The following is a 12,982-nucleotide window of genomic DNA, read 5'->3' as shown; positions in this document are numbered from 1 at the left end:
ACCGGTCTGACACAATCCCATAGAGCGGCGGATCGCCGCGGGAGAACTGAGGAGCGAGCGTGAGCCAGACCTACGACCTCGTCATCCTGGGCGCCGGCAGCGGCGGTTATGCCGCGGCCCTTCGGGGAGCCGAGCTCGGAATGAGCGTTGCCCTGGTGGAAGCCGACAAGGTGGGCGGCACGTGCCTCCACCGCGGCTGTATCCCCACGAAGGCGTTGCTGCATGCGGCGGAAGTGGCCGATTCGGCCAAGTCGAGCGGCGACTTCGGCGTGCAGGCCACGTTCGAAGGCATCGACATGCCCAAGGTGAACAGCTATAAGGACGGGGTCGTCTCCCGCCTGTACAAGGGCCTCGCCGGTCTCGTCTCCGCCCGCAAGGTGGAGCTCGTGCAGGGCTGGGGCACCCTGACCGGCCCGAACACCGTGCAGGTCGGCGACCGCACCCTCACGGGCAAGAACATCGTGCTCGCCTCCGGCTCCTACGCGCGATCGCTGCCGGGCCTGGAGATCGGCGGCCGGGTCATCACCTCGGATCAGGCGCTCACCCTCGACTACGTCCCGGGCAGCGCCGTCATCCTCGGGGGCGGCGTCATCGGGGTGGAGTTCGCCAGCGTCTGGCGCTCCTTCGGCGCCGAGGTGACCGTGGTCGAGGCGCTGCCGAACCTCGTACCGAACGAGGACATCGCGCTGAGCAAGGGCCTCGAGCGGGCGTTCCGCAAGCGCGGCATCAAGGCATCGACCGGCGTCCGTTTCGCCGGCGTCGAGCAGAACGACCAGGGCGTCGTCGTCAGCCTCGAGGACGGCACGACCCTCGAGGCCGAGGTGCTGCTCGTGGCCGTCGGCCGCGGCCCCGCCACGGCCGACCTCGGCTACGAGGCGCAGGGCCTGCGCATGGAGCGCGGTTTCGTGCTCACCGACGACAACCTCCACACCGGCGTCGGCAACATCTACGCCGTCGGAGACATCACTCCGGGCCTGCAGCTCGCCCACCGCGGATTCGCGCACGGCATCTTCGTGGCCGAGCACATCGCCGGGCTGAACCCGATGCCGATCGTCGAGTCGGGAATCCCCCGCGTCACCTACTGCGAGCCCGAGGTCGCCTCCGTCGGCCTGACCGAGGCCGAGGCCAAGGAGGCCCACGGCGAGGTCGAGACCGTCGAGTACAACCTCGCCGGCAACGGCAAGAGCTCCATCCTCGGCACGACCGGCTTCGTCAAGCTCGTCCGCGCCAAGGACGGCCCGATCGTCGGCGTCCACATGCTCGGCACCCGCATGGGTGAGCAGGTCGGAGAGGGGCAGCTCATCGTCAACTGGGAGGCCTACCCCGAAGACGTGGCCAACCTCATCCACGCCCACCCGACGCAGAACGAGGCCCTGGGCGAGGCCGCGCTGGCACTCGCCGGCAAGCCGCTGCACTCCCACAACTGAAGTCCGCAAAGGAGACTCATCCTCATGTCACAGTCTGTGAAGATGCCGGCCCTCGGCGAGAGCGTCACCGAAGGCACCGTCACCCGTTGGCTGAAGTCCGTGGGTGACACCATCGAGGTCGACGAGCCGCTGCTCGAGGTCGCGACCGACAAGGTCGACACCGAAGTTCCCTCCCCGGTCGCCGGCGTGATCGAGAAGATCCTCGTGGAGGAGGACGAGACCGTCGAGGTCGGGACCGACCTGGTCCTCATCGGCGACGGCTCCGGCGCCGGCGCGGAGTCCGCTCCCGCCGAGCCCGCGCAGTCCGCCCCGGCCTCCCCCTCGGCCCCGGAGCCGGCACCGCAATCAGCACCGGCGTCGGCGCCCGCCGCCGCGGCAGCGGCCCCCGCTCCCGCCGAACAATCCGCTCCCGCCGAGCCGTCCGCCCCCGCCGGCGGCGGCAGCAGCGGTGAGGCCATCACGATGCCGGCCCTCGGTGAGAGTGTGACCGAGGGAACCGTGACGCGCTGGCTCAAGGCCGTCGGCGAGGACGTCGCTCTGGACGAGCCGCTGCTCGAGGTGGCGACCGACAAGGTCGACACCGAGGTCCCCTCGCCGGTCGAGGGCACCCTGCTGGAGATCGTCGTCGGGGAGGACGAGACCGTCGAGGTCGGCACGACCCTCGCCTACGTCGGCTCCGGAGCCCCGGCCCCCGCCGCGTCGGCACCATCCGCCCCGGCCAGTGCCGCGCCGGCCGCCTCGGCACCCGCAGCACCTGCCGCCTCGGCGGCTCCGGCGCCCGCCGCACCCGCCGCCTCGGCTCCCGCTCCGGCACCCGCGGCTCCTGCCGCGTCCGCTGCCGCTCCGAGCACACCGGCGCCGGCGGCCGTGGCCGCGTCGTCCTACGTGACCCCGCTCGTGCGCAAGCTCGCCGCGGACAACGGCGTGGACCTGTCGTCGGTGACCGGCACCGGCGTCGGCGGACGGATCCGCAAGCAGGACGTGCTCGAGGCTGCCGAGTCCCGCAAGGCGGCCGAAGCCGCCCAGGCAGCCCGGTCGACCCAGTCGGCGGCTGCCCCGGCGGCATCCTCGGCCCCGGCCAAGCCGAGCACGAAGCAGCCGGTCTCGCCGCTGCGCGGCACCCGCGAGCCCATGTCCCGGCTCCGTAAGGTCGTCGCGTCCCGGATGGTGGAGTCGCTGCAGACGAGCGCGCAGCTCACCACCGTGCTCGAGGTCGACATGACCAACGTGGCCCGTCTCCGGGCCCGCGCGAAGGACGAGTTCCTGGCCCGGGAGGGCGCCAAGCTCACCTACCTGCCGTTCTTCACGCTCGCCGCGACCGAGGCGCTCAAGGCCTACCCGAAGCTCAACGCGAGCATCGACGGCGACGAGATCGTCTACCACGGCTCCGAGAACCTCGGCATCGCGGTCGACACCGAGCGCGGCCTCGTGGTGCCCGTGATCAAGGACGCCGGCGACCTGAACATCGGTGGGTTCGCCCGGAAGATCGGCGACCTCGCCGCCCGGACCCGGTCGAACAAGGCCGGACCGGACGAGCTGAGCGGCGGCACGTTCACGATCACGAACACCGGCAGCGGCGGGGCGCTCTTCGACACCCCGATCCTGCTGCAGCCGCAGGTCGGCATCCTCGGTGTCGGCACGATCGTCAAGCGGCCCGTCGTCGTCGCCGACGACTACGGCGCCGACATGATCGCGATCCGCCACATGGTCTACCTCGCGATCTCCTACGACCACCGGCTCGTGGACGGCGCCGACGCGGCGCGATTCCTCACCGCGATCAAGAACCGGCTCGAAGAGGGCGCGTTCGAGGCCGACCTGGGCCTCTGACCCTCCGCGCACCGGCGCACCGACTCGAAGGGGACCCCGCACCACGCGGGGTCCCCTTCGGCATGTCCTCGGATAGGGTCGCGACCATGGTCGTCCTCCTCGCCGGCGCCTCCGGCCTCCTCGGATCCGCGCTGACCCGATCGCTCGCCGCGCGCGGGCAGACGATACGCCGGCTCGTGCGCCGCGAGCCCACCGCGCCCGGCCAGGTCCGCTGGGACCCCTCCCGCGACCTCGACGGGGAAGTCCTCGACGGCGTGAGCGCCGTGATCAACCTCGGCGGGGCCGGGGTCTCGGACCGCCGCTGGACCCGCGCCCGCAAGCGGCTGCTCCTCGACTCCCGGGTCGGTCCCACGTCGACCCTCGCCCGGGCGATCGCCCGAAAGGCGGCCGGTGGCTCCCGGATCCGCTACCTCCAGGCGGGGGCGATCGGCTGGTACGGCGACGGCGGCGAGCACGACCTCACCGAGTCGATGCCCGCCGGCTCCACGCCACTGGCCCACCTGTGCCGCGCCTGGGAGGCGGCGGCCGGGCCGGCGCGGGAGGCCGGGGCCGAGGTGGTCACGCTCCGCACGGGCATCGTGCTCAGCCCCCACGGCGGCGCCATGGGCCCGCTCTTCCCGCTCATCAAGCTGGGACTGGCGGGCCCCCTCGGCCCGGGCACGCAGTGGTGGGCCTGGATCCACGTCGACGACTGGGTCGGCGCCGTGATCCATGTGCTCGAGAGCGATCACGTCGGCCCCGTCAATCTCACCGCGCCCCACCCGAGCCGCAACCGCGACGTCATCGCCGCACTCGCCCGGGCCGCCCACCGCCCCTCCCTCATCCGGGCGCCGGGCTGGGCCCTGCGGGTCGCACTCGACGGGTTCGGCGAGGAGATCCTCCGCTCCCAACGCGCCGTGCCGCACGTGCTGACCGAGCTGGGCTACTCCTTCGTCCATCCGGAGGTGGACTCCGCCGCCCGCGCCGTCATGCGCCGCTGACCCTCAGCCGATTCCGCAGGCCTCCACCTCCCACACCCGCCAGCGGCCCGCCGACGTGGACAGTTCCAGCTCGACGCACCTCGCCCCGCTGCCCGCCACCTGCCAGGTGCGGCCCGCCGCGTCGACCCGCTCGTGCTTCTCCTGACTAAGCAGGACTCGGACCCGTGGAGCCGCGGCCGAACCGCCGACCGCGACGACCTCCGTCCGGGTCTCCAGATCGAGCGGGTGGCGCCGCCTCAACGCCTCCGCCAGGGCGGCGTCGCCCCGTTCCGCGGGCGAGCCCGGCGCGGCGAGCCGGAGTAGCGCCGGGCCGTCGCCGTCGTTCAGGGCGGCGTCTCGTAGTCGTGTGAGCGCACGGACGGCGTCCGCCGGCCCGACCGTGGACGCGGGGGCGTCGCTCCGGCCCACCTGGGAACCGGTGGGCGCCCGTTCGGGGCCGCCGGCGATGGTTCCCGCCCCGAGGGCGACGGCGACCGCCGTGACCGCGATCGCCACGACCCGCGCGAGCCGGACGATCCGGCGTCGGTGGTACTCGTCCTGGCGGTCCTGCCGGTCGCGCCGGTGGGGTAGGTGGGGCAGCTGGGGTCGCTCAGGGCTGCGGGCCGGGTCGCGCCGGGGTCGTCGGCGGTGCCGATCGGCACGGCGAATGGGACGGGTGCTGGGGGCACGGCGGGGACGGTGGGCACGGCGGGCACGGTGGCCGCGGGCGAGCCGGGTGGGATCTCGCTGGGCCTGCTCCCGCAGACGTGCCCGGGCCAGGCCGGCCGGGTCCGGGATCTCGATCGTCTCCTCCGCCACGGTTCGGCCGGTGTCGAGCAGCGCCCGCGCCGTGGGCCGGGCGGCGGGCTCGGCGGCCAGCGCTGCCGCGAGCTCCGCGCTCAGCCGGGCACGCTCGTGCTCCGCCACCGCCCACAGGGCCACCGTCGCGGCGGACCAGACGTCGGCCGCCGCACCCGCGGGCGCGCCCGTGCGCAGTTCCGGCGCACGGAATCCGGCCGTTCCGTCCTCCCAGTCGCCGGAGCCGCCGAGGTCGACCAGCACCGGGCGCGTTCCCCGATGGCCACCGTGCCCCTCGTGCCCCTCGTGCCCCTCGTTCCCCTCGTCGACCCCGCGAACCTCCGGTGCCTCGCGCACCCGGCCGTCGCCCATCGTCGGGCACAGCACGATGTTCGCCGGGGCCACGTCACCGTGGATGAGTCCGCGCGCGTGCAGGGCCGCCAGGCCCTCGCACAGGTCCACGAGCAGGCGCCAGCACTCGGGCCTGCTCAGGCCCGCCGTTCCGGCCCGCACGGTCGCCAGCGTGGGCCCGGGCACCAGATCGGAGACGACGAGCAGGCCGCCCTCGACCGGGCGCACCTCCCGCACCCGGGCGATGTGGGCGCTGCTCACCTCGGTCAGGGCCTCGAACCGCTCGCGGGAACGCAGCCGGCCGGACTCGGGCGGCGCGACGTGCCGGACGGCGACCCGCTCCCCGCCCGGAAGGGCCGCCGACCACAGCGTGCCACCGATGCCGAAGCCCAGCGGCCCCAGCACGCGAAGGTCCGCCGCCGCGGCGGCGGGAAGCGGGAACGGGGCCGATCCGGACATGGCACCATCGAATCCGATCGAACCGGGCCGTGGCCGTTATCCACAGGAACTCCCCCGACACACCGTCCGGTCGACCCGACGCGGGCTCAGGAGGCGGTGGTGCGGACGAAGCCCTCCGAGTCGACGGCCAGGGCGGTGCCGCTCGAGACGCCGAGCGCGGCGAGCTCCTCCTCCGTCATGACCGCGACCGCGGCCTCGCCGCGGTGCCGGTCCGCGATCTCGCCCACGGCGCCGGCCGGGGAGACGCCGGCCGGATAGTCGTACACCGCGACTCGACCGGCCCTGCCAGCAGTCTCGGCAGGGCCGGCAGTGTCGGCAGGCCCGGCACCCGCGGCAGGGGAGCGCAGATACGCGGCGACCACGCGTCGTCCGCCCGCGGCTGTGGGCCACTCCTCCCCCGGGCGCACGCAGACGACGACCGCCGCGCACTGGATGTCCATGGGACATGAGATTACGCCCCGGGCGTGTCGACCACCACAGCGACGCCCGCGCCCGGGCGCAATCGTGTCGCCGTTCCCCGGTACGCTGTGCACATCATGGCAAAGAAGAACGCAACCGAGCCGAAGGCCCCCAAGGTCAAGAAGCGCCGGTGGTACCACCAGGTCTGGGAGATCTTCCGGGACGTCCGCCGGTCCGAACCGTCGATCACCTGGAAGCTCCTGGGAATCATCCTCGGCCTGGCCGCCCTCGGCGTGGCCGTCGGGTTCCTGCTCGACCACCCGATCTACGCGGGCATCCTCGGATTCATGATCTCGCTGCCGATCGCGATGCTCATCCTCGGGCGCAAGGCCGAACGGCACGCCTACGGGCGGATCGAGGGGCAGCCGGGTGCCGTCTCCGCCGCGCTCGGAACGATCCGCCGGGGCTGGAACATCGAGTCCGAGCCGGTCGCCGTCGACCCGCGCCATCAGGACATGGTGTTCCGGGCCGTGGGCCGCGCCGGCGTCGTGCTCGTGTCCGAGGGGCCCTCGCACCGGGTGCGCAAGCTCTTCACCCAGGAGACCCGCCGGGTCACGCGCGTCGTGCCGAACGTGCCGGTCATCGAGATCGAGGCCGGTCGTGGGGAGGGGCAGGTGCCGCTGCCGAAGATCGCGCGTGCCGTGCAGAAGCAGAAGGCCCAGCTGACGAAACTGCAGGTGGCCGAGGTGTCGAAGCGCCTGCGTGCCCTGCAGCAGTCCCGCCTGCCGATTCCCAAGGGCGTCGACCCGATGAAGGCGCGGCCGGACCGCAAGGGCATGCGCGGCCGCTGACGCACCCTCCACCCGCCCGGGCGGCGTGCGAGCACCGCGGACGGCATTGCAGACCAGATCACCCTCCCACTCATCCCCCGAGGAGCCGCGGATGTTCACCAGCCCCGACGAAGCGATCGCGTATATCCAGCAGAACGACGTCGAGTTCGTGGACATACGGTTCTGTGACCTGCCGGGGGTGATGCAGCACTTCAACATGCCGGTGGGCGCCTTCGCCGCAGAGGCGTTCACCGAGGGGCTCATGTTCGACGGCTCCTCGATCCGGGGCTTCCAGGCGATCCACGAATCCGACATGAAGCTCGTGCCGGACGTCGACACGGCCTACGTCGACCCGTTCCGCGCCCGTAAGACCCTCGTGATGAACTTCTCGATCGTCGACCCGTTCACCGGTGAGCCCTACAGCCGGGACCCGCGCACCGTGGCCGCGAAGGCCGAGGCCTACCTCGCCTCGACCGGGATCGCCGACACGGTGTTCTTCGGCCCGGAGGCCGAGTTCTACGTCTTCGACGACATTCGCTACCAGTCCACGCCGCAGTCGAGCTTCTACCACATCGACTCCGCCGAGGCCGCGTGGAACACCGGCCGGGAGGAGCCCGGCGGCAACCTCGGCTACAAGACCCGCTTCAAGGGCGGCTACTTCCCGGTCGGGCCGAACGACCAGATGGCCGACCTGCGTGACGAGATGGTCGGCGTGCTCGGGCAGGTGGGCCTCAACGTCGAGCGCGCCCACCACGAGGTCGGCACGGCCGGGCAGCAGGAGATCAACTACACGTTCGACACCCTGCGCCGCAGCGCCGACGACCTCATGAAGTTCAAGTACGTGATCAAGAACGTGGCCTGGAACAACAGCAAGGCGGCCACGTTCATGCCCAAGCCGCTCTTCGGCGACAACGGCTCGGGCATGCACTGCCACCAGAGCCTGTGGAAGGGCGGCCGGCCGCTGTTCTACGACGAGCGCGGCTATGGCGGCCTGTCGGACCTGGCCCGCTGGTACATCGGCGGCCTGCTCGCCCACGCGCCGAGCCTGCTCGCGTTCACGAACCCGTCGGTCAACTCCTACCACCGGCTCGTGCCGGGGTTCGAGGCGCCGGTCAACCTCGTGTACTCGGCCCGGAACCGCTCCGCGTGCATCCGCATCCCCGTGACCGGCACCTCCGCCAAGGCCAAGCGCGTGGAGTTCCGCGTGCCGGACCCCTCGGCGAACCCCTACCTCGCGTTCTCGGCGATGCTCATGGCCGGGATCGACGGGATCCGCAACCGCATCGAGCCGCCCGAGCCGATCGACAAGGACCTCTACGAGCTCCCCCCGGCCGAGCACGCCCAGATCGAGCAGGTGCCGGCGTCGCTGCCCGAGGTGCTCGAGGCCCTCGAGGCGGACCATGACTACCTGACCGAGGGGGGCGTGTTCACCCCCGACCTCATCGAGACGTGGGTCGACTACAAGCGCACCCACGAGGTCGACCCGATCCGCGTGCGCCCGCACCCCTACGAGTACGAGATGTACTTCGACCTGTAGGTCCCTCCCCGCTCCCCCAGCGGCCGGGACCCGGGTCGTCCCGACCCCGCGTCACGGGGTCGGGGCCTCCCAGGTCCACTGGGAGGCCCCGACCGCCGTGCGTCAGGCGCGGCGGTTCTGCTCGAACTCCGCCAGGTACCGCCCCACGAGTTCCTCGAGGTCCGCGTCGCCGCCGATCCCGAGCCGCTCGAGCACGGCCGTGACCGCGGCGCCCGCCTCCCCCGCGGCGCTCTCCTGCCAGCTTGCCCCCTCGACGTCCGTCACCGGGGTGCCGTGGCCGCGCAGGTGCGCGATCCATGCGGCCAGCGCCCGGGCGGCGCCCGCCGGCATCCGGCCGGCACCCCGCTCGGTGCGCACCACGGGCACGATCCGGACCGGGATCTTCTGTGAGCCGTCCATGGCGATGCGGGCGAGCGCGTCGCCCATCCGGGGATTGTCGAACCGTTCGAGCAGCGCGCTCCGGTAGGCGGCCACCTCGGCGACCGGCAGCGGCACGGTGGCGGTCGCGTCGTCCCAGAGCTCGTTCACCCATGCGCGACAGCGTGGATCGGCGATCGCCTCGTCCACGGTCTCGTGGCCGAGGAGCGGGCCGCTGTAGGCGAGCAGCGAGTGCGAGCCGTTGAGCAGCAGCAGCTTGCGCTGCTCGTAGGGGACGACGTCGGCGACGATGCTCGCCCCCGCGTCCTCCCAGCGGGGCCGGCCGGCGGGGAACGCGCCCGACATGACCCATTCGCTGAACGGCTCCGTGCGCACCGGGCTCGCGTCCTCCATCCCGAGGTGCTCGCGCACGGTCCGCTCGTCCTCGGCCGAGGCGGCGGGGGTGATGCGGTCGACCATCGACGAGGCGAAGTCGACGTGCTCGTCGATCCACTCGAGCAGATCGCCGTCGGCGGCGGCCGCGAAGTCCCGCACGACCCGCTCGACGACCTCGCCGTTCCCGGGCAGGTTGTCGCACGGCAGCAGCGTGATCGGTCCGGCGCCGGCGACCTGGCGGGCGAGCAGCCCGGCCACGAGCTTCCCCGGCACCGTGACCACGGCGCGGCAGGGATCGGCCCGGAGCGCCGCGAGGTCGGCGACGACCTGCTCGTCGTCGAGCACGAGCGCGCCGCCGCGGTGCAGGTAGCCGGCCTCGGTCACCGTCATGGTCACGAGCGCGACCTCCGGATCCCGGAAGTAGTCGAGCAGCGCGGCGTGGTCGCTCGCCGTGTGCACGGCGCTGACGGAGTCGACCACCTCGAACGAGTCCTCAACGGGACCGCGGGTGATGAGGGTGTAGAGGCCGTCCTGGGGGGCGAGCACGCGCGCCCCGTCGGGGCGGCGACCGGTGAACGCGGCGATGCCCCACTCGGAGGCGTCCGGCGCCCGGCCGGTGTACCACGCCTGATGGGCGCGGAAGAAGTTCCCGAGTCCCAGGTGGACGATGCGGACGGGGGCGGGCTCGTGCGACACGTCGCGGGCGAGTCTCTTCATAGCTTGAACACCTTCGCGGGGATGGTCGTGACCAGGTCGAGGGCGACGGCGTGTGCCTCGTCCTCGCTCAGCCGGTGCTCGGCGACGAGCCCGGCGAGATATCCGGCGTCGAGCCGGCGGGCCATGTCGTGCCGGGTCGGGATCGAGAGGAACGCCCGGGTGTCGTCGATGAAACCCGACGTGCGGTAGAACCCGGCCGTCTCGGTCACCGCACCGCGGAACCGCCGGATCGCGTCCGGCGCGTCGAGGAACCACCACGGCACGCCCACGTGCATCGAGCGGTAGAACCCGGCCATCGGGGCGAGCTCGCGGGAGTAGACCGTCTCGTCGATCGTGAAGACGACGAGGGTGAAGTCGGGGTGATTGCCGAACCGCCCGAGCAGCGGCTGCAGGGAGTGGGTGAACTCGACGCTCGTAGGGATGTCGGCGCCCGTATCGGGGCCGTACTCGGCGAAGGTGCGGGGGGCGTGGTTGCGCCGCACCGCCGGGTGCAGCGTCATGACCAGGCCGTCCTCGGTGGCCATCCGGGCCATCTCGTGGACCATGTGCCGGCGGAACGCCGTCGCCTGGGCGGGGGTCGCCTCCCCCGCGAGGGCGGCGGCGTAGATCACCGCGGCCTCGCCGCCTTCGAGGGGCTCGGTGCCCGCGTCGGCGTGAGAGTGGTCGCTGGAGACGGCGCCGTGGGCCTTGAAATAGGCGCGGCGGTTCTCCAGGGCCGCGACGTAGCCGCGGTAGTCACCGGTGTCGACGCCGCTCACCTCGCCGAGCCGGCGCACGAGGTCGGGCCAGTCGGCGCGGGCCGGCTCGAGGAACCGGTCGGGCCGGAATGTGGGCAGCACCCGCCCGGTGAACGTGCCGTCGGCGGCGAGCGCCGCGTGCGCGCTCAGGTCGTCGAGCGGGTCGTCCGTCGTGGCCAGCACGCTCATGCCGAAGCGCTCGAAGAGCGCGCGCGGGCGGAACTCGGGGGTCGTCAGGGCCGCGGCGATCTCGTCGTAGAGGGCATCGGCGGTCTGCGCGCTCGGCGCCCGGCTCACCCCGAACACCTCGGCGAAGGTGGTGTCGAACCAGTACTTCACGGGCGTGCCGCGGAAGACGTGATAGTTCTCGCAGAGGATCCGCCAGGCCCGCCGGGCGGCCTCCTCCGCCAGCGGGGCGAACCCGCCCGGTCCCCGCCCGAGATCCGATAGGTCCGCCCCGTTCGCGTGCAGGAGGCGCAGCGCGTAGTGGTCGGGCTGGAGCAGCAGGTGGGTGGGGTCGGCGAAGGGCTCGTTCGTGGAGAGCCAGTCGGCGGGCACGTGAGAGTGCGGGGAGATGATCGGCAGGCTCTTCGTATGCTCGTACAGGCTCCGGGCGATCCCCCGGACGGTCGGGTCGGCCGGGAGCAGGCGGTCGGGGTGGACCGTGAGCGGTGCAGGTGCAGGCATGCCCAACATCGTGCTGATCGGCCGGCGACCACGGCAACAGGTTGCCATCGCTTGCCACGGCGGCAGCGGCGTCATCGTTCGGATCCGCGCCCCCGGCGACCGGCCGCGGCCGCGTTCGCTCCCGTGCACCCCGGGCCGGCGTCTACGGTGGGAGCCATGACGTGGTTCAAGCACGAGGCCCGGTTCATCTCCCGGCCCGAGATCGAGAGTCTGTGTGATCGCCTGCTCGACGAGGCCGCCGAGCGGCTGGGCATCGTCGAGTACCGCCGGGTGCTGCTGCTGCCGCCCGACCTCACCCGCGCCCACTCCGGCACGGGCTGGATGACCGAGTACCTCTATCACCGGCTCACGGATTCCGGGGCCGAGGTGCACGTCATCCCCACGCTCGGTCAGCACGTTCCCCACACCCGCGCCGACAACGAGTGGATGTTCGGGTCGATCCCCGAGGAGCGCATCCACGCCCACGACTGGAAGAACGGCGTGACCCACGTCGGCACGGTGCCCGCCGAATTCGTGCGGGAGCAGACCGGCGGCGCGGTCGACTGGGAGATGCCGATCGACCTGAACACGATGCTCATGACCGAGCAGTGGGATCTGATCGTCAACGTCGGCCACGTCGTGCCCCACGAGGTGCTCGGGTTCGCCAACCACAACAAGAACTACTTCATCGGACTCGGCGGCAAGCGCCTGCTCGGCTCCTCCCACATGGCCTCGGCCGTGTACGGGATCGAGAACAACCTCGGCAACCTCCTCACCCCGGTGCGGGCCTGCTTCAACTACGCCGAGGAGCACTTCCTCGCCGACCTGCCGGACGTGTACCTGCAGGTGGTCATGGACTACGACGACGAGGGCCGCCTGGCCCACACCGGCGTCTACGTCGGCGACGACCTCGAGACCTATTACGACGCCGCGCGCGCCTCCCGGGACCAGAACTTCACGATCTTCGACGAGCCCGCCCACAAGATCGTCGCGGTCATGCAGGCCGACGAGTTCCGCGCGACCTGGGTCGCGAACAAGGCGGTGTACCGCACGCGGATGGCGCTGGCCGACGGCGGCGAGCTCGTGGTCATCGCACCCGGGGTCGAGCGGTTCGGTGAGCAGCCGGAGGTCGACGACCTCGTGCGCAAATACGGCTACATCTCCCAGGCGGAGGCGGTCGAGCTGTACCGGACCGAGGCGGACATGCAGGACATCCCCCACGGCACGGCCCACCTCGTGCACGGGTCGAGCGAGGGCCGGTTCACGATCACGTACGCCCCCGGCCACCTCGGCCGGGAGGAGATCGAGTCGGTCGGCTACCGCTACCTCGACGTGAACGAGGCGCTGCGGCGCTACGATCCGGCGGTCATGAAGGACGGCTGGAACACCATGCCGGACGGCGAGGAGGTCTTCTACATCTCCACCCCGTCGGCCGGCCTGTGGGCCACGCGCGAGAAGCTGCTGGCCCGCGCCGACCACGAACGCTACGAGGGCTGAGCGCCCCGGACCGGGTGAGAGCCCG

10 protein-coding genes are annotated in these 12,982 nt (G+C 72.3%); 6 read left to right on the top strand and 4 right to left on the bottom strand.

Annotation, left to right across the window (positions count from 1 at the left end; genetic code table 11):
* Positions 1 to 59 precede the first annotated feature (59 nt).
* From lpdA to GCG21_RS08430, 3 genes are all read left to right on the top strand, one after another.
* Positions 60 to 1,427 (top strand): dihydrolipoyl dehydrogenase, encoded by a 1,368-nt coding sequence (lpdA, locus tag GCG21_RS08440; protein ID WP_153878030.1) that lies wholly within the window; start codon positions 60 to 62, stop codon positions 1,425 to 1,427.
* Positions 1,428 to 1,451: 24 nt separating this feature from the next.
* Complete coding sequence (gene sucB / locus GCG21_RS08435) at positions 1,452 to 3,254, top strand: 2-oxoglutarate dehydrogenase, E2 component, dihydrolipoamide succinyltransferase (RefSeq protein ID WP_152819035.1); 1,803 nt, start codon at positions 1,452 to 1,454, stop codon at positions 3,252 to 3,254.
* An 86-nt stretch (positions 3,255 to 3,340) separates the two neighbouring features.
* Entirely contained in the window at positions 3,341 to 4,234 is an 894-nt protein-coding gene (locus GCG21_RS08430; RefSeq protein ID WP_152819033.1) for a TIGR01777 family oxidoreductase, read from the top strand.
* A gap of 3 nt (positions 4,235 to 4,237) precedes the next feature.
* Here the strand turns inward: GCG21_RS08430 and GCG21_RS08425 are convergent, their stop codons facing one another.
* Positions 4,238 to 5,821, bottom strand: coding sequence for a protein kinase (locus tag GCG21_RS08425; RefSeq protein WP_152819031.1), 1,584 nt, complete (start codon positions 5,819 to 5,821; stop codon positions 4,238 to 4,240).
* An 86-nt stretch (positions 5,822 to 5,907) separates the two neighbouring features.
* Complete coding sequence (locus GCG21_RS08420; protein ID WP_152819029.1) at positions 5,908 to 6,261, bottom strand: hypothetical protein; 354 nt, start codon at positions 6,259 to 6,261, stop codon at positions 5,908 to 5,910.
* A gap of 96 nt (positions 6,262 to 6,357) precedes the next feature.
* Between GCG21_RS08420 and GCG21_RS08415 the strand changes: the two genes are divergently transcribed.
* Positions 6,358 to 7,071 carry a DUF4191 domain-containing protein gene (locus GCG21_RS08415; protein WP_152819027.1) on the top strand — a complete coding sequence of 238 codons (714 nt, stop codon included), beginning with the start codon at positions 6,358 to 6,360 and terminating at the stop codon, positions 7,069 to 7,071.
* Between the two features lie 91 nt (positions 7,072 to 7,162).
* Positions 7,163 to 8,587: a type I glutamate--ammonia ligase gene (gene glnA / locus GCG21_RS08410; RefSeq protein WP_152819025.1), complete on the top strand. Its 1,425-nt coding sequence runs from the start codon at positions 7,163 to 7,165 to the stop codon at positions 8,585 to 8,587.
* Positions 8,588 to 8,689: 102 nt separating this feature from the next.
* Here glnA and GCG21_RS08405 read toward each other — a convergent pair whose 3' ends face one another.
* The gene (locus GCG21_RS08405; protein WP_152819023.1) at positions 8,690 to 10,057 is read right to left on the bottom strand and encodes a mannitol dehydrogenase family protein; all 1,368 of its coding nucleotides are present in this window, start codon (positions 10,055 to 10,057) and stop codon (positions 8,690 to 8,692) included.
* Positions 10,054 to 11,481, bottom strand: coding sequence for a glucuronate isomerase (gene uxaC / locus GCG21_RS08400; RefSeq protein ID WP_152819022.1), 1,428 nt, complete (start codon positions 11,479 to 11,481; stop codon positions 10,054 to 10,056). The genes GCG21_RS08405 and uxaC overlap by 4 nt, the downstream gene beginning before the upstream one ends.
* A gap of 156 nt (positions 11,482 to 11,637) precedes the next feature.
* On the opposite strand from uxaC, the gene GCG21_RS08395 reads away from it, so the two are divergent.
* Positions 11,638 to 12,957, top strand: a complete 1,320-nt coding sequence (locus GCG21_RS08395; RefSeq protein ID WP_152819021.1) for a lactate racemase domain-containing protein — start codon at positions 11,638 to 11,640, stop codon at positions 12,955 to 12,957.
* Positions 12,958 to 12,982: the final 25 nt, after the last annotated feature.

Source organism: Pseudactinotalea sp. HY160 (assembly GCF_009372055.1).
Classification (GTDB): domain Bacteria; phylum Actinomycetota; class Actinomycetes; order Actinomycetales; family Beutenbergiaceae; genus HY158.
This window is presented reverse-complemented; position numbering and strand designations above follow the sequence as displayed.

Coding starts and splice junctions, on each gene's coding strand:
- sucB (WP_152819035.1), top strand. CDS start 1,452: ATGTCACAGTCTGTGAAGATGCCGGCCCTCGGCGAGAGCGTCACCGAA.
- GCG21_RS08430 (WP_152819033.1), top strand. CDS start 3,341: ATGGTCGTCCTCCTCGCCGGCGCCTCCGGCCTCCTCGGATCCGCGCTG.
- GCG21_RS08425 (WP_152819031.1), bottom strand. CDS start 5,821: ATGTCCGGATCGGCCCCGTTCCCGCTTCCCGCCGCCGCGGCGGCGGAC.
- GCG21_RS08420 (WP_152819029.1), bottom strand. CDS start 6,261: ATGGACATCCAGTGCGCGGCGGTCGTCGTCTGCGTGCGCCCGGGGGAG.
- GCG21_RS08415 (WP_152819027.1), top strand. CDS start 6,358: ATGGCAAAGAAGAACGCAACCGAGCCGAAGGCCCCCAAGGTCAAGAAG.
- glnA (WP_152819025.1), top strand. CDS start 7,163: ATGTTCACCAGCCCCGACGAAGCGATCGCGTATATCCAGCAGAACGAC.
- GCG21_RS08405 (WP_152819023.1), bottom strand. CDS start 10,057: ATGAAGAGACTCGCCCGCGACGTGTCGCACGAGCCCGCCCCCGTCCGC.
- uxaC (WP_152819022.1), bottom strand. CDS start 11,481: ATGCCTGCACCTGCACCGCTCACGGTCCACCCCGACCGCCTGCTCCCG.
- GCG21_RS08395 (WP_152819021.1), top strand. CDS start 11,638: ATGACGTGGTTCAAGCACGAGGCCCGGTTCATCTCCCGGCCCGAGATC.